The sequence below is a fragment of the Burkholderia sp. NLJ2 genome, assembly GCF_049487195.1.
Lineage (GTDB): Bacteria > Pseudomonadota > Gammaproteobacteria > Burkholderiales > Burkholderiaceae > Burkholderia > Burkholderia pyrrocinia.
This window is the reverse complement of record NZ_CP137808.1, coordinates 1,740,413-1,759,132: the sequence shown is the minus strand read 5'-3', so window position 1 is coordinate 1,759,132 and position 18,720 is coordinate 1,740,413. Positions and strand designations below refer to the sequence as shown.

The 18,720-nt window shown below is 65.7% G+C and carries 22 protein-coding genes and 1 pseudogene; 9 read left to right on the top strand and 14 right to left on the bottom strand.

Annotation, left to right across the window (positions count from 1 at the left end; genetic code table 11):
• Window positions 1–218 precede the first annotated feature (218 nt).
• The gene (gene nodI, locus R9B84_RS08120; RefSeq protein WP_423759897.1) at window positions 219–1,133 is read left to right on the top strand and encodes a nodulation factor ABC transporter ATP-binding protein NodI; all 915 of its coding nucleotides are present in this window, start codon (window positions 219–221) and stop codon (window positions 1,131–1,133) included.
• 6 nt (window positions 1,134–1,139) lie between these two features.
• Window positions 1,140–1,973 carry an ABC transporter permease gene (locus R9B84_RS08115; protein WP_096470853.1) on the top strand — a complete coding sequence of 278 codons (834 nt, stop codon included), beginning with the start codon at window positions 1,140–1,142 and terminating at the stop codon, window positions 1,971–1,973.
• A 35-nt stretch (window positions 1,974–2,008) separates the two neighbouring features.
• On the opposite strand, the gene R9B84_RS08110 is transcribed toward R9B84_RS08115, so the two are convergent.
• The 4 genes from R9B84_RS08110 to R9B84_RS08095 all read right to left on the bottom strand — a co-directional run bounded on the left by R9B84_RS08110 (window position 2,009) and on the right by R9B84_RS08095 (window position 5,733).
• The gene (locus tag R9B84_RS08110; RefSeq protein WP_423759896.1) at window positions 2,009–2,431 is read right to left on the bottom strand and encodes a hypothetical protein; all 423 of its coding nucleotides are present in this window, start codon (window positions 2,429–2,431) and stop codon (window positions 2,009–2,011) included.
• A gap of 101 nt (window positions 2,432–2,532) precedes the next feature.
• On the bottom strand, window positions 2,533–3,591 hold the full coding sequence (locus R9B84_RS08105) for a permease (protein ID WP_423759895.1): 1,059 nt from the start codon (window positions 3,589–3,591) through the stop codon (window positions 2,533–2,535).
• Complete coding sequence (mnmH, locus tag R9B84_RS08100; RefSeq protein ID WP_423759894.1) at window positions 3,588–4,715, bottom strand: tRNA 2-selenouridine(34) synthase MnmH; 1,128 nt, start codon at window positions 4,713–4,715, stop codon at window positions 3,588–3,590. Before mnmH ends, R9B84_RS08105 begins: the two co-directional genes overlap by 4 nt.
• A 64-nt stretch (window positions 4,716–4,779) precedes the next feature.
• A complete protein-coding gene (locus R9B84_RS08095) occupies window positions 4,780–5,733 on the bottom strand; it encodes a LysR family transcriptional regulator (protein WP_423759893.1) in 954 nt (317 codons plus the stop codon).
• Window positions 5,734–5,898: 165 nt separating this feature from the next.
• Here R9B84_RS08095 and R9B84_RS08090 point away from each other — a divergent pair, with 165 nt between their 5' ends.
• Complete coding sequence (locus R9B84_RS08090; protein WP_423759892.1) at window positions 5,899–7,320, top strand: M20 family metallopeptidase; 1,422 nt, start codon at window positions 5,899–5,901, stop codon at window positions 7,318–7,320.
• Between the two features lie 35 nt (window positions 7,321–7,355).
• Window positions 7,356–8,642: an MFS transporter gene (locus tag R9B84_RS08085; RefSeq protein WP_423759891.1), complete on the top strand. Its 1,287-nt coding sequence runs from the start codon at window positions 7,356–7,358 to the stop codon at window positions 8,640–8,642.
• A 77-nt stretch (window positions 8,643–8,719) separates the two neighbouring features.
• Here R9B84_RS08085 and R9B84_RS08080 read toward each other — a convergent pair whose 3' ends face one another.
• Window positions 8,720–9,772 (bottom strand): NADP(H)-dependent aldo-keto reductase, encoded by a 1,053-nt coding sequence (locus R9B84_RS08080; protein WP_423759890.1) that lies wholly within the window; start codon window positions 9,770–9,772, stop codon window positions 8,720–8,722.
• 184 nt (window positions 9,773–9,956) lie between these two features.
• Window positions 9,957–10,394, bottom strand: coding sequence for a PaaI family thioesterase (locus tag R9B84_RS08075; RefSeq protein WP_423759889.1), 438 nt, complete (start codon window positions 10,392–10,394; stop codon window positions 9,957–9,959).
• Between the two features lie 176 nt (window positions 10,395–10,570).
• Between R9B84_RS08075 and R9B84_RS08070 the strand changes: the two genes are divergently transcribed.
• Together R9B84_RS08070 and R9B84_RS08065 are read left to right on the top strand one after the other, a co-directional pair.
• The gene (locus R9B84_RS08070; RefSeq protein ID WP_423759888.1) at window positions 10,571–11,059 is read left to right on the top strand and encodes a winged helix-turn-helix transcriptional regulator; all 489 of its coding nucleotides are present in this window, start codon (window positions 10,571–10,573) and stop codon (window positions 11,057–11,059) included.
• Between the two features lie 329 nt (window positions 11,060–11,388).
• On the top strand, window positions 11,389–12,012 hold the full coding sequence (locus R9B84_RS08065) for a phospholipase D family protein (protein ID WP_011351878.1): 624 nt from the start codon (window positions 11,389–11,391) through the stop codon (window positions 12,010–12,012).
• A gap of 153 nt (window positions 12,013–12,165) precedes the next feature.
• Here the strand turns inward: R9B84_RS08065 and R9B84_RS08060 are convergent, their stop codons facing one another.
• Window positions 12,166–12,393, bottom strand: a complete 228-nt coding sequence (locus R9B84_RS08060; protein ID WP_423759887.1) for a hypothetical protein — start codon at window positions 12,391–12,393, stop codon at window positions 12,166–12,168.
• A gap of 226 nt (window positions 12,394–12,619) precedes the next feature.
• On the opposite strand from R9B84_RS08060, the gene R9B84_RS08055 reads away from it, so the two are divergent.
• The gene (locus R9B84_RS08055) at window positions 12,620–12,820 is read left to right on the top strand and encodes a hypothetical protein (RefSeq protein WP_423759886.1); all 201 of its coding nucleotides are present in this window, start codon (window positions 12,620–12,622) and stop codon (window positions 12,818–12,820) included.
• A 65-nt stretch (window positions 12,821–12,885) separates the two neighbouring features.
• On the opposite strand, the gene R9B84_RS08050 is transcribed toward R9B84_RS08055, so the two are convergent.
• The 4 genes and pseudogenes from R9B84_RS08050 to R9B84_RS08035 form a co-directional block, all read right to left on the bottom strand.
• Window positions 12,886–13,359, bottom strand: coding sequence for a VOC family protein (locus R9B84_RS08050; protein WP_096470843.1), 474 nt, complete (start codon window positions 13,357–13,359; stop codon window positions 12,886–12,888).
• A gap of 166 nt (window positions 13,360–13,525) precedes the next feature.
• Window positions 13,526–13,747: pseudogene (locus R9B84_RS08045) on the bottom strand (aspartyl-tRNA synthetase); the annotation flags it as partial.
• Between the two features lie 206 nt (window positions 13,748–13,953).
• On the bottom strand, window positions 13,954–14,262 hold the full coding sequence (locus R9B84_RS08040; RefSeq protein WP_423759885.1) for a phosphatidylserine/phosphatidylglycerophosphate/cardiolipin synthase: 309 nt from the start codon (window positions 14,260–14,262) through the stop codon (window positions 13,954–13,956).
• Between the two features lie 49 nt (window positions 14,263–14,311).
• Window positions 14,312–14,695, bottom strand: a complete 384-nt coding sequence (locus R9B84_RS08035) for a VOC family protein (protein WP_423759884.1) — start codon at window positions 14,693–14,695, stop codon at window positions 14,312–14,314.
• An 86-nt stretch (window positions 14,696–14,781) separates the two neighbouring features.
• Between R9B84_RS08035 and R9B84_RS08030 the strand changes: the two genes are divergently transcribed.
• The gene (locus R9B84_RS08030) at window positions 14,782–15,525 is read left to right on the top strand and encodes a DUF695 domain-containing protein (protein ID WP_423759883.1); all 744 of its coding nucleotides are present in this window, start codon (window positions 14,782–14,784) and stop codon (window positions 15,523–15,525) included.
• Window positions 15,526–15,949: 424 nt separating this feature from the next.
• Here R9B84_RS08030 and R9B84_RS08025 read toward each other — a convergent pair whose 3' ends face one another.
• Both R9B84_RS08025 and R9B84_RS08020 read right to left on the bottom strand, forming a co-directional pair.
• Window positions 15,950–16,111 carry a hypothetical protein gene (locus R9B84_RS08025; protein ID WP_423759882.1) on the bottom strand — a complete coding sequence of 54 codons (162 nt, stop codon included), beginning with the start codon at window positions 16,109–16,111 and terminating at the stop codon, window positions 15,950–15,952.
• A 200-nt stretch (window positions 16,112–16,311) separates the two neighbouring features.
• A complete protein-coding gene (locus R9B84_RS08020) occupies window positions 16,312–16,578 on the bottom strand; it encodes a hypothetical protein (protein WP_423759881.1) in 267 nt (88 codons plus the stop codon).
• Between the two features lie 447 nt (window positions 16,579–17,025).
• Here R9B84_RS08020 and R9B84_RS08015 point away from each other — a divergent pair, with 447 nt between their 5' ends.
• Complete coding sequence (locus R9B84_RS08015; protein WP_423759880.1) at window positions 17,026–17,490, top strand: plasmid fertility inhibition factor family protein; 465 nt, start codon at window positions 17,026–17,028, stop codon at window positions 17,488–17,490.
• A gap of 95 nt (window positions 17,491–17,585) precedes the next feature.
• Here the strand turns inward: R9B84_RS08015 and R9B84_RS08010 are convergent, their stop codons facing one another.
• The gene (locus R9B84_RS08010) at window positions 17,586–18,101 is read right to left on the bottom strand and encodes a GNAT family N-acetyltransferase (protein ID WP_423759879.1); all 516 of its coding nucleotides are present in this window, start codon (window positions 18,099–18,101) and stop codon (window positions 17,586–17,588) included.
• Between the last annotated feature and the right edge of the window lie 619 nt (window positions 18,102–18,720).

The following is an 18,720-nucleotide window of genomic DNA, read 5'->3' as shown; positions in this document are numbered from 1 at the left end:
GGTGCACGATCGGTGCGCACATGCATCGCATCGTGCAGGCATGCGCTGAAGAGACGCAGCCGATGCACTAGAATGGCCCGTTCGTACCCCAGCGGTTCGTGACGCGCCGGCGTCGTGCGCTTCGGTCATGCCCATGTGACACGCGTTCGCCCGATCCGTTCGCCAACCGGCCACGCATCGGGCGGCGGAAAGCGCCCGCTTACAACGACAACATACCCATGTCCGTCGCACCGATCGATCTCCGCAACGTCGAAAAGCGCTATGGCGACAAGCTCGTCGTCAACGGCCTGTCCTTCAACGTGCAGGCCGGCGAATGCTACGGCCTGCTCGGGCCGAACGGCGCCGGCAAGACCACCACGCTGAAGATGCTGCTCGGCCTCGCGTATCCTGATGCGGGCACCATTTCGCTGTGCGGCGAACCGGTTCCATCGCGTGCACGGCTTGCGCGCCAACGCGTCGGCGTCGTCCCGCAGTTCGACAATCTCGACCCCGATTTCACCGTGCGCGAAAACCTGCTCGTGTTCAGCCGCTATTTCGGGATGTCGGCGCAGGCTGCGCGCGCGCTCGTGCAGCCGCTGCTCGAGTTCGCGAAGCTCGAGAACAAAGCCGATGCAAAGGTCGGCGAGCTGTCCGGCGGCATGAAGCGCCGCCTCACGCTCGCCCGCGCGCTCGTCAACGATCCCGACGTGCTGGTGCTCGACGAGCCGACGACCGGCCTCGATCCGCAAGCGCGGCACCTGATGTGGGAGCGGCTGCGTTCGCTGCTCGCGCGCGGCAAGACGATCCTGATCACCACGCATTTCATGGAAGAAGCCGAACGTCTGTGCGACCGCCTGTGCGTCATCGAGGAAGGCCGGAAGATCGCCGAAGGCGCGCCGCATGCGCTGATCGAATCGGAGATCGGCTGCGACGTGATCGAGATCTACGGGCCCGACCCGGCCGCGTTGCGCGACGAGTTGTCGGCGTTCGCGAAGCACACCGAGATCAGCGGCGAGACGCTGTTCTGCTACGTGAGCGACCCGGAGCCGCTCAGCGCGCGGATCAAGGGTCGTACGGGGTTGCGCTATCTGCATCGCCCGGCCAATCTGGAGGATGTGTTCCTGCGGCTCACGGGCCGCGAAATGCAGGACTGATCGATCATGGATGTCCGCAACTATTCCGCCGCCGCACCTTCGGCCCCGCCGCGCGAGTCACGCTTCGCGATCGCGATGCCGGCGAACGCAACCAACTGGGTCGCCGTTTGGCGGCGCAACTATCTCGTCTGGCGCAAGCTCGCGCTCGCGTCGATGTTCGGCAATCTTGCCGATCCGATGATCTATCTGTTCGGGCTCGGTTTCGGGCTCGGCCTGATGCTCGGCCATGTCGACGGCGTGTCGTATATCGCGTTCCTCGCGGCCGGCACGGTCGGGTCGAGCGTGATGATGTCCGCGAGCTTCGAATCGATGTATTCGGGCTTCTCGCGGATGCACGTGCAGCGCACCTGGGAGGCGATCATGCATACGCCGCTCGCACTCGGCGACATCGTGCTCGGCGAAATTGTCTGGGGGGCCAGCAAGGCAATGCTGTCGGGTGTCGCGATCATGCTCGTCGCGGGCGCGCTCGGCTACGCGCAGTTTCCGTCGATGCTCGTGGCGCTGCCCGTGATCGCGCTCGCGGGCCTCGCGTTTGCCAGCGTCGCGATGATCGTCACGGCGCTCGCGCCGTCCTACGATTTCTTCATGTTCTATCAGACGCTCGTGCTGACGCCGATGCTGCTGCTGTCGGGCGTGTTTTTCCCGATCACGCAGTTGCCGCCGGTCGCGCAGCACGCCGCGCATGCGCTGCCGCTCGCGAACGCGGTCGAGCTGATCCGGCCCGCGATGCTCGGCCGGCCGGCGACGGACGTTGCGTTGCACGTTGCAGTGCTCGCCGGCTACGCGGTCGGCGGATTCCTGCTGTCCGCGTGGCTGTTCCGGCGGCGGATGATGCGCTGACGGCCGGCGCGCACGGCGCCGGCTTCATGACGACGTTACTCGTCGTCGTCGCTCCACGGAATCTCGACGTCGGTCAGGAACGCGACGGTCGCGAGCGGGCCGCCTTCCTGGCGGCCGAGCTTGCCGTCCGCACGATGCCATTCGACGCGGAACTGCGTGCCCGGATCGTCGGCGACCAGAAAGACCGAGCGCAGCTCGTCCTTGTCGGCCTCGTCCACCGGGCCGTCGAACGACACCAGCATCTTCTGCGGCCACAGGCCGTTGACGGGATCGTAAATGCGGTCGCCCTGCGGAATGTCGATGCTGGCGTCGACGCCGATCGTTGCGGAGGCCTCGATGATCATCGTGCCGAGTGCGTTCAGCACGGCAGTCGCCCGCGCGGAATTGGCCTGGCGGATCGCGAGATCGCCGCGCGTCAGCGCCTTTTCGAGTCGAGGATGAATCTTCGGTTGGGTCATGCGTTTTCCTGTTTGCTTCTTGTAAAGGGCGCCGCACGCGTGCAACGGCGGCGCCGGATGAATACGACGATCGCGCCCGCCCGGCGCGCCGCTCGCGCGCGTCAGAACCCGAACGCGACCGCGAGCAAGCCGCTCGCGATCCCGAACACGACGACGAGCGTCGCGACGATCGCCAGCATGTAAGGCTTGAACGAACGCGCGAGCATCGCGAGCGACGGCACGCTGATCGGCGGCAGCGTCAGCAGCAGCGCGGCGGCCGGGCCGACGCCCATGCCGAGCGACAGCATCGCCTGGATGATCGGCACCTCGCCGGCCGTCGGGATCACGAACAGCATGCCTGCGACCGCGAACGCGACGATCCAGCCGAGATGATTGCCGATGTCCGGGCCGATATGCGGGAACAGCCATGCCCGCGCGGCGCCGAGCAGCAGCACGAGCACGATGTATTCGGGCACGAGCCGCACGGCCATGCGGGCAAGCAGCTTCATCCAGCGGACGAACGGATTGCCGGCCGAGGCCTGCTCGGCCGCCAGCGCGGCGAGCTGCGCGTCGTCGATGCTGCGGTCTTCAGGGCGAGCAATGCGGTTCAGCAGATAGCCGATCCCGAACACCATCGCGATGCCGAGCACGAGGCGCAGCGCGCTCCAGTGCCAGCCGAGCACGAAGCCCATGAACACCAGCGCCGCCGGGTTCAGCACCGTGTTGCCGAGCCAGAATGCGACCGCGCCGCCCGGCGACGCATGGCGCGCACGCAGCCCCGCGACGACCGGCGCCGCGCAGCACGTGCACATCATCCCGGGCAGCGACAGCAGCCCGCCGGCGGCGACACTGCCGAAGCCCGTGCGACCGAGCACGCGTGCGACCCAGTGCGCAGGCAGCAGCGCCTGAACGGCCGAACCCAGCAGCAGGCCGAGCACCATCGCCTGCCAGATCGCCTTGCCGTACGCCCACGCGTAGTCGAGCGCGGCCTTCAGCGACGGCTCGGGCGCAGCCGCCGACGTGCCCATCAGGATCGACTGGCCGATCGAATGGTGCTCGGCGGCAACGAACGCCTTGTTGTAGTACGGAAACCATTTCACATAGAACAGTCCCGCGACCGCGATCAGCAGGAAAGTCATCCAGCCGAGGGCCGGATTGGGTTGGGTGCGTGTGGTCGTCATCGTGTGGTCGTGGTTTGGTCTTTATCGGTTGCAGATCCCGCGCCCGCCGCAAGTGCGGCCGATGCGGACAGCCCGGCCTGCGCGAGTTGGGCCAGCAGCGTCTGTGCCTGATCGCGCGCGTCGGCCGCGTTGGGCCGGAACGCGAACGTCAGTACCCGGTTCGGCTTGTTGTATGCCGCGCGATAAGTGCGCGCATAGGCGGGATCGTAATGCTTGTCGATCAGCGTGGTGAACAGTTCGGCCCGTGCGTTCGCATCGATCAATGCTTTCCAGTTCGTCACCTCATCGCGGCTGTGCAGCCCGATCAGCCGATGGAGCTGCGCCTTGAACGCAGCCGGGTCGTCGAACAGGTGGCCGTAATCGTCGAGCAGGAACGCGATGCGCTCGTCGTGTGCCGCTTCGACCTGCACCCACGGCCCCGCGTGAAACGCTTCGACCAGCGCGATCGGCAACTGCACGAGCCCGATCCTGCGGCTTTCCGATTCGACGAATACCGGCCATTCGGGGTCGAAACGTCCGAGCGTTTCGACGAGCCCCGAATCGAACCCCTTCTGCGATGGCTGCGGCGTGCCCGGCAGCGCGCCGAGCAGCGAGCCGCGATGGCACGCGAGCGCCTCGAGATCGAGCGTCTGCGCACCCGCGTCGCGCAGCGCGTTCAGCAGGCGCGTCTTGCCGCAGCCCGTGTGGCCAACGAGCGCGATATAGCGAAAGCGCGTCGGCAGCGTGTCGAGCGTCGCGCACACCGAGCGGCGATACGCCTTGTAGCCGCCGTCGAGCTGGCGCGCCTGCCAGCCGATCAGGTTGAACCAGGTCGTCATCGAGCCGGAGCGCTTGCCGCCGCGCCAGCAATAGATCAGCGGCCGCCAGTTGCGCGGACGGTCGGCGAACGTCGTGTCGAGATGGCGCGCAATGTTGCGCGCGACCATCGCGGCGCCGACGCGGGTCGCCTCGTACGGCGACACCTGCCGGTACATCGTACCGACGAGCACGCGTTCATCGTTGCTGAGCACGGGCGCGTTCAGCGCGCCGGGAATATGGTCCTCGGCGAACTCGAGCGGCGTGCGCACGTCGATGATCTCGTCGAACTCGCCGGCGCGATCGAGGGTGACAATCAGGTTCTTCAATTTGGCGTCGAACAGGGGCGATGCGGCTCGGTGAGCCGCATGGGCGCGGAAGGCGGATTGCCGATTATCTCACGGGCCGGCGTCTCGGGCCGCGCGCGGCGGCCGGCGGCGACGAAGCGATCTGCATCGCGTCGATCAGATGATCGCGAAACGCCCGTACCGACGCGGGCAGATCGCGCCCCGCCATCGTCTGCACCTGAATGCTGCGTTCGCGAAGCTGCGGGTTCGTCACGGGCACGACGACGAAGCCGTCCGCGTCGCAGCGGTCGCGCACCGACAACAGCCCCGTGAACATCACCGCGCCCGTGCGCCGCGCGTAGCCGTACATTGCCGCCGTGTTGTTGCTCGTCAATTCGGGCTCGAGCAGCAGCCCGTCGAGCGCGCACGCGATGTCGATCAACTGGCGCACCGTCGTGCCGGCCTCGGGTAGCACGTGCGGATGCCGCGCGACATCGGCGAGCGACACCGCGTCGCGCGTCGCGAGCGGATGGTCGCGTCGCACCAGCGCGAAGATCGGCGCGCGCTCGGTGTGCTCGACGCGCACGCCCTTCTCCGGCGCGAGGCTGAAGGTCAGCGCGATGTCCACATCGCCATCGCGCACGCGCCGCGTCGCGTCCGCCGGCGACACGACCCACACGGAGAAATCGACGCCCGGGTGACGCGCCTTGAAGCTCGCGAGCGCGCCGGGCAGGAAATCGATCGCGAACCCCTCCGAGCACGCGATCTTCAGCAGGCTGCCGTGCAGCGCGTCGAGCCCGCCGATGTCCTTCATCACATGCTCGGCCTCCAGCAGGCTGCGCTGCGCGAAGGCCAGCAGCCGCTCGCCGGCCTCCGACAGCGTCATCCCGCGCGGCCGGCGCTCGAACAGCGGCGCGCCGAGCTCGCTCTCAAGCTTCGCGATCTGGCGGCTGATCGCCGACACCGCCACGTGCAGCCGCGCGGACGCGTCGCTGATCGAGCCGGTGCGCGCCACCTCGACGAAATACCGCAGCGCCAGGCCATGCAGGAAAGCCGCCATCGTTCTGTCTCCGCGCCGTTCCCGGCCGCGCTGCTTTGCCTTTTCGGCAAAGGAAGGTTCGAAATTCGATCATTGTGACAAAAAAAACGGCTTTCTAGAATCGATCGCACTTCACGCTGCACGCGCGATCCGCGCACGCCGCCAGCCCGACAGAGGAGACCCGACTTGAGCCGTACCGCCGCCATCCAGCATGCGCTGAACCAGTTCGAATCCGGTGCGTTCTTCACGACCCTGAGCCGCCGCGTCGGCCTGCGCACCGAAAGCCAGGAAAGCGGCACCGAAGCCGCGCTGCGCGCCTACCTGACCGACGAGATCGCGCCCGAGGCCGCGCGCCTCGGCTTCACGTCGCGGATCGTCGACAATCCCGTCGACGGCGGCGGCCCGTTCCTGCTCGCGTCGCGCCACGAAGACGACGCGCTGCCGACCGTGCTGATCTACGGTCACGGCGACGTCGTGCGCGGCTACGACGCGCAGTGGCGCGCGCCGCTGTCGCCGTGGACGCTGACGGCCGACGGCGACCGCTGGTATGGCCGCGGCAGCGCCGACAACAAGGGGCAGCACACGATCAACCTGGCCGCGCTGGCGAGCGTGCTCGACGCACGCGGCGGCCGGCTCGGCTTCAATGCGAAGCTGCTGATCGAGATGGGCGAGGAAACGGGTTCGCCGGGCCTCGACGCGCTGTGCCGCCAGGAGCGCGACGCGCTCGCGGCCGACGTGCTGATCGCGTCCGACGGCCCGCGTATCGCCGCCGCACGCCCGACCGTGTTCCTCGGCTCGCGCGGCGCGGTCAACTTCAAGCTGAGCCTGCGCGCCCGCGACGGCGCGCATCACTCCGGCAACTGGGGCGGGCTGCTGCGCAATCCGGCGATCGTGCTCGCACATGCGCTCGCGAGCCTCGTCGATGCGCGCGGCGCGATTCGCGTCGCGGGACTGCGCCCGCCGCCGATCCCGGCCGCCGTGCGCGCCGCGCTCGCCGATCTTTCCGTCGGCGGCGGCCCCGGCGATCCGGCGCTCGACGCCGACTGGGGCGAGCCTGGCCTGTCCGCGGCCGAGCGCGTGTTCGGCTGGAACACGTTCGAGATCCTCGCGTTCAAGGCCGGCAATCCCGAGCACCCCGTCAATGCGATCCCGCCCGTCGCGTATGCGCACTGTCAACTGCGCTTCGTCGTCGGCACCGACTGGCAAGCGCTGCACACGCACCTGCGCGCGCACCTCGATGCGCACGGTTTCGGCGACATCGAGATCGACATCGAGCGCGGCGCACCGGCAACGCGCGTGCCGCCGGACGATCCGTGGGTCCGCTGGGCCGTCGCGTCGCTTGCGCGAACCACCGGCAAAAAGCCCGCGATCCTGCCGAATCTCGGCGGCACGCTGCCGAACGAAGTGTTCGCCGACACGCTCGGGCTGCCGACACTGTGGGTGCCGCACTCGTACCCGGCGTGCTCGCAGCACGCGCCCGACGAGCACCTGCTCGCGAGCGTCGTCAGCGAGGGGCTGCAGATGATGGCCGGCCTCTTCTGGGATCTCGGCGACGACGCGCCGCCCGTTCGCCGCGCGGCACCCGCCGCGGCCGGCGCCGCCCTGTAACGCGCTTAGCCCCTTTCTCGGGACCTGCACACACGATGAATACGACCACCCTAACCGCGCAGGACGCCGCGCGCCCCAGCGCCGCAAAGATCCGGCGCATCATCTTCGCGGCGTCGATCGGCAACGCGCTCGAATGGTTCGACCTGATCGTCTACGGCTTCTTCGCGGTGACGATCGCCAAGCTGTTCTTCCCCGCGACGAGCGAAGCGACGTCGCTGATGCTGACGCTCGGCACGTTCGGGCTGTCCTACCTGATCCGGCCGATCGGCGGCTTCGTGCTCGGCGCGTACGCGGATCGCGCGGGCCGCAAGGCGTCGCTGCTGCTGTCGATCGCGATGATGATGGCCGGCACGCTGCTGATCGCGCTGATGCCGACCTACGCATCGATCGGCATTCTCGCGCCGCTCGGGATCATGCTGTCGCGGCTGATGCAGGGCTTTTCCGCGGGCGGCGAATTCGCGAGCTCGACCGCGTTCCTCGTCGAGCATGCACCGCAGCGGCGCGGTTTCATGTCGAGCTGGCAGTTCGCGAGCCAGGGCCTTGCGACGCTGCTCGCGTCAGGCTTCGGCGCGCTGCTGACGTCCACGCTGACACCCGCGCAACTCGAAAGCTGGGGCTGGCGCGTGCCGTTCCTGTTCGGTCTCGCGATCGGCCCGGTCGGGCTGTACATCCGCCGCTACGTCGACGAGGGCGTCGAGTTCAAGACGCAGGCACGCTCCGAAGCGCCGGTGCGCGAGCTGTTCGCGGACCAGAAACTGCGGCTGCTGCTGTCGATCGGCGCGCTGGTGATCTCGACCGCGATCAACTACATGATCCTGTACATGCCGACCTATGCGATCAAGCAGCTCGGGCTGCCCGCGTCGACGGGCTTTGCGGCGACGCTCGCGACCGGCTTCGTGCTGACGCTCGTCACGCCGGTCGTCGGCCACCTGTCCGATCGCACCGGGCGGATCCGCATGATGGCGGTCGCGGCCGTCATCATGCTAGTCACCGTGTGGCCGACGTTCGCGTGGCTCACGCGCCAAGCGTCGTTCGCGACGATGCTCGCCGCGCTGGTCTGGATCGGTGCGCTGAAGGCGATGTACTGCGGCGCGCTGCCGGCGCTGATGGCCGAGCTGTTCCCGTCGCAGACGCGTGCGACGGGTCTCGCGGTCAGCTACAACACGGGCGTCACGCTGTTCGGCGGCTTCGCGCCGTTCGTCATCACCTGGCTGATCAGCACGACCGGCAACCGGCTGTCGCCGGCGCTCTACCTGATGGGTTGCGCGCTGCTGAGCCTCGCCGCACTGTTCGTCGCGCGCACGCGGCTCAAGATGCGGTAACGCAACCGACGACGGCGCACCAGTGCGCCGCCGATGCGGCCCGTCGCGGCATCGCTGCCGCGCGGGCCGCACGCCGTTTACGGCGCCGGGTTCGGCTGCAGTTCGTGCAGCGCGTCGATCTCGGCGAGAATCTCGTCGGACAGCGTCACGTCGATGCTGCCGATGTTCTCCTTCAACTGCTCGAGCGACGTCGCACCGACCAGGTTGCTGCGCACGAACGGCCGGCTGTTGACGAACGCCAGCGCAAGCTGCGCGGGCGACAGCCCGTGACGCTGCGCGAGCGCGACGTAACGCGACGTCGCCTCGACAGCCTGCGGCTTGCTGTAGCGCTGGAAGCGCTCGAACAGCGTGATGCGCGCGCCGGCCGGGCGTGCACCGTTCTCGTACTTCCCGGACAGCCAGCCGAATGCGAGCGGCGAATACGCGAGCAGGCCGACGCCGTCGCGATGCGTGAATTCCGACAGCCCGTTCTCGAACGTGCGGTTCAGCAGGCTGTACGGATTCTGGATGCTCGCGATGCGCGGCAGCCCGAGCTTCTCGGCCGCGCGCAGGAACTGCGCGACACCCCACGGCGTTTCGTTCGACACGCCGATCGCGCGCACCTTGCCGGCTTTCACGAATTCCGCGAGCACGCCGAGGGTTTCCTCGATCGGCACCGTGTACGCGTCGTCGACCCACGGATACGCGGGGCGGCCGAACGTCGTCGTGCTGCGGTCGGGCCAGTGCAACTGGTAAAGATCGACGTAGTCGGTCTGCAACCGCTTGAGGCTGCCGTCGAGCGCCTCGGTCAGGTTCTTGCGGTCGAACTGGTTGCCCTCGCCGCGAATATGGCGCGGGTTGTGCGGCTGCCGCGCCGGGCCCGCGATCTTCGTCGCAAGCACGATCCGGTCGCGCTGCGCGCGATGCTGCGCGAGCCAGGTGCCGATGTACTGCTCGGTGCGCCCCTGCGTGTCGGGCTTCGGCGGCACCGGATACATCTCCGCGGCGTCGATCAGCGTCACGCCCTGCGCAACCGCATAGTCGATCTGCTCGTGCGCGTCGCGCTCCGAATTCTGCTCGCCCCACGTCATCGTGCCGAGACCGACCAGGCTGACCTCGATGCCCGAATCGCCGAGTGTGCGGTATTCCATGCTGTTCCTGTCGCGTCGGTGGAAAGCAGGAACGCTATCACATTGAAGCGACCGCTTCAGACGTGCGCCACGGACGCTTACAGGCGGCCTTCGATGCCGCCTTCGATACTCGGGCGACGGCGTTGCAACCTGCATCGCCGGTACGCGGCATCCTCCCGCACCCGGCCCCGCTTGCCACGGTTCGTTACTGAGGCCGCTGAATGAAGCAGGTCGCCGACGCATGCGCGACGATCTTGTCGTCCGGCGTCTTCAGCGTGCCCTCCGCGACGCCCAGCGAACGCGACAGGTGAATCACGCGCCCTTCCGCGATCAGGTCGACGTCGCGCGGCACGGGCCGCAGCATCTTCACATGCAGATCGACCGTGCCGTAGCCGACACCCGCGTCGAGCATCGAATGCACCGCGCAACCCGTGACCGAATCGAGCACCGTCGCGGCGAACCCGCCGTGCACGCCGCCCAGCGGATTCAGGTGCCGACCATCCGCGCGCGCCGAAAACTTCACATAGCCGAGTTCGACATCCAGCGGACGCATCGGGATCGTCTCCGAAATCGACGCAAGCGGCGCATCGCCCACCGCCGCGGCACGCAACAGATCGAGACCAGACTGGGAAAGCGGATTCATCGGGTTGTCTCCGGGTTGAAAGCGCGTCGCCGCGCGAGTAAGTTCTAAATTGGAACTTATTATTGTCAGCGATGCCGGCCGTTGTCAACGCAGCCGCGCCCGTTGCAACCGAAGGCGGGTTCTATAATCGAACCCGCTATTTCGCTGAACCGCCGCAAGACGCAAGAGACTCGACGATGAAATGGGATGACATCGGCACGCTGAACTGTTCGGTCGCGCGCACGCTTGCCGTGCTCGGCGACCGCTGGACCATGCTGATCCTCCGCAACGCGTTCCTCGGCTGCCGTCGCTTCGACGCGTTCCAGGCACAGCTTGGCCTCACGCGCCATGTGCTGGCCGAACGCCTCGCTCGGCTCGTCGACGAAGGTGTGCTGGTCAAGCACGCGTATCAGGAGCGCCCGCCGCGTTTCGAATACCGCCTGACGGAAAAAGGCCTCGACCTGTACCCGGCCCTGCTCGCGCTGATGGCGTGGGGCGACCGCTGGAAGGACGACGGCCAGGGGCCGCCGGTGCAATTGCGTCACCGGACCTGCGGCCAGTTGATGCATGCAGTTACCGTGTGCTCGGCCTGCGGCGAACCGCTCGATGCACGCGACGTGCAGCCGGAGCCTGGGCCCGGATGGATCGCGCCCGTCGAAGCCGAGGCGCCTGCCGCCAAGGATTGACGCGCGGCGCGCGCATGACCGTCTGACTCTCGCGCACCAGTTTTTGCACGCTTGCCTCTGTCACGGGCCACACCGAGCCCGCTCGACTGCCCTCGCGCATTGCTTGCACGCCGATATCCCGCAGCAGCATACGCAATCGCACACTGTCGTCAGCAACATCCCCCCATCGACCTGATCGCACACGCGGATGCCACGAACGCAACTTTGCGTCATCGCCCCCGCTTCCGACGATCATCGCGCGAGCAATCCATTCGCATCCGCACGTGACCGCGCCGCCGCGTCTGCGTTACACTCACGGCCCGCTGTCTCGAAATTGTTCGCTGTCCAAGATGTTGTCGCGCAATCGCCTCGCCGCTGCCTGCCTCGCCGCTTCTCTCCTCGCCACACCGTTCGCCGCCTTCGGCAAGACGCAAAGTGAATCGCTGCTCCAGCAGGCGATCGACTTCGTGTCGCGATGGCTGCCGGCGCCCACCCACGAAGCACCCGCGACGCAGGTGGTCGAATCGGCGTTCTCGCCCGACGGCGGCGCCGAGGCGCTCGTGCTGAAAGCGATCGGCGCCGCGCGCAGCTCGATTCGCGTCGCCGCGTATTCGTTCACGTCGCCGCCCGTCACGCGCGCGCTGCTCGCCGCAAAGCGACGCGGCGTCAACGTCGCCGTGGTTGTCGACGACAAGGGCAACCGCGCGAAGAGCAGCAAGCAGGCGCTAAACCTGCTCGTCAACGCCGGCATCCCGACGCGCACGATCGACGCCTATGCGATCCATCACGACAAGTACCTCGTGATCGACGCCGAACATGTCGAAACCGGTTCGTTCAACTACAGCGCGTCGGCGGCCAGCCGCAATTCCGAGAACGTCGTCGTGGTGTGGAACAATCCGCAACTCGCATCTCGCTACCTCACGCACTGGCAAAGCCGCTTCGACCAGGGCACGCCGTACCGCTCCAGCTACTGACGCACGCCGCGCGCTTTCGCACGACCTTCGACACCTCGCATTCGATCCGCCGTGTTACCGATGATCGCCGAGTGTGGCGCGGGTATCAACTCGGCCGAATGGCCAGCACGCCGCCTCGCGCATCGAACGACACACGCAATGGTCCGCGCGCGCTCAATGGATTTCAGGCAACCGCGCGGTCGCGGCACCGACCTGTGTGGTCGGCGCACAGCGGTTCGCGTGCCCGTCGACGCCGCTTGCCGACGACGTCGACAAGCCGTGGGCGCCGCCCGGCAGCGCGCTGCTCACGCAATCCGTGCTGAATGCCAGTGTGTTCTGAACCATCGGGTAAAGGAGATACAGCGCAAACGCGAGATACCCCGCGTACAGGATTCGAACCATGGTGCGATAGGATGCGATGAACGATTGGACTCGTCCTGTTTACGGCACGGCGACGAGCACCTTGAGGCATCGCGCGGCCAATTCCAAATCGGGGCCCCTTGCGCCCGCTTCTCGCCGCATCTGCATCAATCCGCACCGGCGGCTTGGCGACCCGCCGAATAGTGCGCATTCTGTCCGACATACGTTCCGAGTCCCGGCCTTGCAGCCGGGACTCGAGACAAGGCCCGTGCAAATCGCACCGAAACCGTCCGACGAGGCGGCCCGGTTCGATACACTTCATTCGCTCTCGATTCTCGACACACCGCCCGAAGAACACTTCGACGGCCTGACGCGTCTTGCGCGCCATCACGTCGTCGCCGACCTGCTCGCATCGGCCGATCACCGGATGTACGAGGACAAGCAGCGCGGCAAGACGGCCGGCACATAACCGCGCAAAAACTTGCGCGTGTGGATGCCACCGCGCAACCGTTCAACCGCGGTTGCCTGGCTGTGTCAACTCCCGCACGGCGGCGCGCTGGCCATTGCCTCCGCGATCTGCTCGGGCGTCAGGTCGCGCTGATGCGTCGCGAGCGACCAGCGATGCCCGAACGGATCCTCGACCTGCCCATAGCGATCGCCCCAGAACATGTCGGCGGCCGGTATCGTGACCGTCGCGCCGGCCGCGACAGCCTTCGCGATCGCCGCATCGGTGTCCGGCACGTACAGGTGCAGGCAGACGGCAGTGCCTTTCAGCGCCTTCGGCCCGAGCGCGCCGTGCTCGGGCATTTCATCCACCAGCATCAGTGTCGAATCGCCAATCGCGAGGCACGCGTGCGCGAGCCTGCCGTCAGGCATCGCAAGGCGAAACTGCTCGCTCGCATTGAATGCGCGCTTGTAGAAGTCGATGGCTGCGGCTGCGCCGGCGCAGATCAGGTGCGGCGTCAGCGTGCGCATCCCTTCCGGGATCGGTTTGACGGACGTGGACATGGGGTGTCGCTCCTTCAGTCGGTTGTCGTATCGGAAACGGGACGGACGCGCGATGCGCACGCCTCCGATGCTACGACGGACGAACCCGACGGAAATCGACACGGCACCCGACATTTTTTTGTTTTCTTGCGTGCCGGGGCGCTCCGGTCACGCTAATCGGGCGCCATCAGCCCGTTCGGTCGGCCCGGTCGCCCTGCCCGCCGAACTGCCGGCGGCATGCTTCCAGCAATCCGGCCACCGCGTCGAGCGGAAGATCGGCAAACCGGGCGACCGGCAGCATCACGCCGCCCGGCACCTTGATGCGCGACGAATGCGCCGAGAACTGGTAGCCGATGTAGCGATTTCCGGCAACGCTGATGATCCGGGGCGATGACAGGTCTGGACATGGTCTCGTGCGCGTATGCGCTATTCGCTTTTGCCACCGGCTCGCCACACATCGCGTGACCCGTCAAACCGTTCGGTGCGATCGGCAATGCAGCAAGGCAGTTTGTCCGATACTACGCCTCGCGATCGACGTTGTGCGAGCGGCCTCCCGGCCACGTGTCGCAATCGATGCTGCTGCGAACGCTGCCGGCAGTGCGTTGCCTGATCCGGTCAGATCTGCGGAAGATCCCGCAACGTGCGCGATTCGCTCGTCGCATCGATGTCGAGCTCGATGCCTTCCGACGCATCGCGGTACAGCACGCGTTTCAGCCTCGGCCCGACCGCGGTAGCGTCCGACTCCGAGAAGATCGCGCGGACGTCGTTACCGGACGCGAGTGCGCGCGCCACTTCCGCCACCGGCGCCTCGCTCGGCATCGCCGCCCACGACCGGTCGACCGGATTCACGGCCGCCCAGCGCACGTGCGTCACGCGCGCGCTGAGCGGATCGATTCGGACACCATTCACCGCAAACATCGACATCGGAATCTCCTTCGAATTTTTCTGCGGCCCGCCGCACAAATGCGCCGGGTCACGGACAGCCCCAAATCTCGCATACGTTACCCGCAGGGTCCGCCACAGAAATCGCCATCGTGCCATCGCCGTAGTCCCAGGCGTTCAAGATGCCGACGCCGTGCGACTCAAGTCGCGCAACGGCTTCCGAGACGTGCGCCACTTCGATTGCCAGCGCGATTCCATGGCCGGTCGGACGAAATTCCGGATACGGAAACTCGCCGCCCTTGCCCGTATGAACGGTCAGCGTCGCGCCCTGCACGACAAAGCGATGCCACGGATTCCCCGCGGCCGATACACCGTCGGAATGCATCGGAAGCGCGAGCGCCCGACGATAGAAATCAACCACCGCCCGATAGCGATGGTCTTCGACCGGTACCAGAATGCCCTGACTCGCAATCATGTGCGCTTCTCCGGCGAACGCGATTTTCGATGATACATTGGGACGCTTTGCAACCGTCAACAGACAATCGTGTACGGGAGAAACACATGACCGACGCCTGGGGAACCTTCCCTGCCAGAATGGGCGACCATCAGGCTTTCATCAGCTTCAACCACAGCTTCGCGGAAATCGCCGAAGGCGATCCGCGCACATCGCTGCTCAGCGTGCGCGTCCCCTTTGCGCATCCGACGCCTGAAGGCCTGCCGTCCGGCGACGAATTCGCCGACCTCGCGAAGATCGAGGATCTGCTGGACGCCACGATCACCGCGAAAGGCGGCGTGCAGGTCGGCCGCATCACCGTCGACGGCAACCGCGATTTCCTTTTCTACGTGCCGTTCGACGAAGAGGCAGCAGCCGAGATCGTCGACTCGCTGGCCGAACAGACGACCTACGCACTTCAATTCGCACACCAGGACGATCCGGACAAGGAAGCGTACTGGCAGACCCTTTACCCGACCGACGACGACTGGCAGATCATGCGCGACATGCGCGTGCTGGATGCGCTGCGGCAGAAAGGCGACGCCAGCGACGTGAGCCGGCGCGTGATGCACTGGGCGTACTTCCAGGACCCGAGCGACGCACACCAGTTCGCGGACTGGGCCGAAGCGAAAGGCTATCCGGTCGAATCGGTCGCGCCGACCGAAGACGGCAAGTCTGCCGTACGGTTTTCGCACGAAGGCACCATGGCGCTGGCCGACATCACGCGCCATACGATCGCGATCAATCGCGAGGTACGTTCGCTCGGCGGTGAATACGACGGATGGGAAACCAGCGTCGAACAGGCTGGCTGAGCGGATCGACATGCCCGCTGCGCGCGATGTGATGCGATGCATTCGGCGCAAAAAACATCCCGGCAGCGCGGCTGCACGCCGCCGGGATCAAGGCATCGCCAGCCGAAGCCGGCGATGGGCCTGAGGGTTCGCTCAGGCACGAGGAAAGCGATTCGTGCGGACCAGGCGAACGGATGCCGGAGTGCGCGTGGTGCAATTGCGCAGCCTGCCGAACGCCTGTCCGGTTCCGCCGACGCAACTCTGCGGCGTCGGTCGGTCAAAAAGCCCCCGCTCCTGCGCGAGCGAGCGGGGAAATGGTTGACCGGGCCGGGGAAGAACGGTCAACCGGCCAAATTGTGATCGCGGGTCGCGCGACGGTCTGTGCGGCAACTCACCCTTTGGTGACACTGTGGCGGCCTCAGGGAGGTCCGCGAGCCGCCTGGCGTCACGGTCCTGGCGCAAGACCGGCGGACGGCGCGAGCATCACCACGATGACGGGGAACAACACCACTGCCCCGATCATCATCACGCCATCGGCCGCGAGCGTGACGGGTGTCGCGAGCACGCGAACGGCCTTGCCCGCCGTCAGCAGCGTTAATCTTTTCATGTTTGGTGTTCTATTTTGTTTTAGTTCTGGCGGATGTTTTTCAGACCCGACCCAGTTTCCGGTAAGTCGCGGGTGATGTCAAAGCAGGGTTATTCTATTTTTTCGAATGATTTGATTTCGGCTTAATTTTCTGTACCGAATTTCGTGAAACCATGTTTCGCGAATGCAATAACCTGCGTCAGGGAACCCCGGTTTCGTCATCAGGGCGAGCCGCTGGAAAACCAGTCGACGACCATGTCGATCCAGTCGACATCGCTGACGATTTCGATAACGGTTTCGCCGACGATTTCGGCAGTCGATGGGTCTGCTGCCGCCACCGCCCCTGTCGAGGCAACCGCGCTTGCCTTCGCAATTTCGGCCGACGCGCCGGACCTCGGGTCGGCAAGCCGCTCCAGCCAGTCGACGATATTTGCACGCGCATCCTCTTCGTCGGCGAAGTCATTCCGCTCGAGAAAGCGGTCGAACACGATCCACGGAGCGTCTTGCTTCGCGAAGCGGATTCCAGTTTCCAGTCGATAACGCCTGTCCGGCCGGACTCCCTGATTTCGAGCGTCGCTGTGAAACAGTAATCGAGATATTCGATTTCAAGTTTCGACGACATGGTTTTCACCGGTCAATCTGCCCTCTCTGTTCTTTTGACGATCCGCGCCTGCCCGGCTTCGCGACGCTGCATGAAGCCTGCATGAATTCCGCGCCGCGCGTCCTTTCCGCTGGCAGTATCGCGATATTCCCGCAACCTGCCGATATCGACCACCGACGCGTGACAGCATCCGCTTTGCCAAACGTTCCTTCTGCGCTTCCGGTTCCGCAGTGAATCGTTCCGTTTCCCTATTTCCGGTATCGATTTGCTCCGTTGTTGCAATCGCGCTGCTAAACTCCGGCCACGAAGACCGCTTGCGCCACCAAAGGAAATAATGACGCTCGCCCGCGCACAACAGAACGGCGTAGATGTCTGGATTATCCAGCTTCCCGGGCACGCCCCCTATGCCTATACGCACCTCAAGCGGGTATTCGCGTCCGACGACTCGCGACATCGGGTCGTGACGATCGACCTGAAGAAATTGCTGACCTGCGCCGACCGCGACACGACCGACTACGTGCTGCCGTCAGTGCAGTACTGGGCGCCTGGAAAAGCGGCAGGTATTCGCGAATTCCTCGATCCGGACCAGGACAGAATTCCGGACATGCCGTTCATCACGTTTCGCGAAGCGAGAACGCGAACACTGCTCGGCATTCCCGGCCTGTCGAAAGTCGGTGTCGCGTCGTTCCGCAACGGCCAGCATCGCGCACGCTACCTTGCCTATGCAGGCGCGACAACGATACCCGTCGAGATCCACGAGACAGAGGCCGATTTGCTCGTGCGGTATTGCGGCGAGTAACGACGGAACATATTCCGCTTTCGCCCGGCGTGACATCGTAGCGGTCGGAAGTGGCGGCCTGTCGCGAGATCGCTCGTCCGGATGCCCGCAAGCCTTTACGCCTGTATCGCATAGATCCGATCGGTAACCTCCGTCTGGCCGATCCGGCTCGTTTCGATACCGGCCAATTGCCAGCCGTTGTGCTCATAGAAGCCGATCGCACGGACGTTACCTTCCAGCACCTGCAGATGGACCTTGTCCGCGCAGATCGTCCGGGCCCACGCGCGAACGGCTTCGATCATGCGTTTGCCCGTACCGCTGCCGTGATGCGAAGGATGGACGTGCAGGCAGTCGAGCAGCACGCCGAGCGCCGGATCGACAGGACGTTCGGCACTGACGAAGCCGACGGGCTCGCCATGCGACTCGGCGATCAGCACGAGACCCCACTCATCTTCATTGCGGTCGAGATATTTCCGCCACCGGATCGCGTGCTCCGTCGGCACCTCGTCAGCCAGATACGCCGCCGGAAGGATATGGCTGTATGCGGTTTGCCAACTCAGGGTGTGCAGGCGAGCGATGAGGGGCGCGTCGTGCGTTATCGCGACGCGAAGCGTGGCCCGGGTTTCCGGCATGGGTGCGTGACTCCTTCTGCTTGCTCTCTTGATCGGCATGTCTCGTCGCAAAATACACCGTTCTTTGCGGGATGCGAAGTTCGCCACGAACCCGATGCAGTCGTGCGGCGTGAGTGCGATGTCGCCGTCGATGCAATCGCATCAATGCGCATCAGTCGAACTCGGCGACGAAATCGCATGTTGTGACGGCTCGCGTTCGGGATATCGGCGCGCAGGCAAAAAAAATCCCGACACCTTCACTGGTCGTCGGGATCGAACGGCCCTCCAAAGCATGAGGGCACGAGGAACGCATACATTACATCAATGTAAGAGTGTTGCGCTTTGTCGGTTCGCGCCAACGTCCTGCTCTATTCCGCCAAGTTTTCAGTCCGCAGTCGCCGTAAACGAAAAAAGCCTGCTCGCGCGAAACGCGAGCAGGCAAGAAAACGGATCAGCATTCGAGGCACGAGGGCTGTCCTAGGAAGATAACGGCACGGCGCGCGCGAACCTTAGCCGAGAATGCCGCGTCGCTCGCGGATTGCGGTGAGTGTGTAGTCAACGAAGCGCCAAGGAAAGACAACGCACATCGGGTCCTGGCTCGTCGACGGATTTGCGATCCGCGCCGGCGACGCCGCAAACA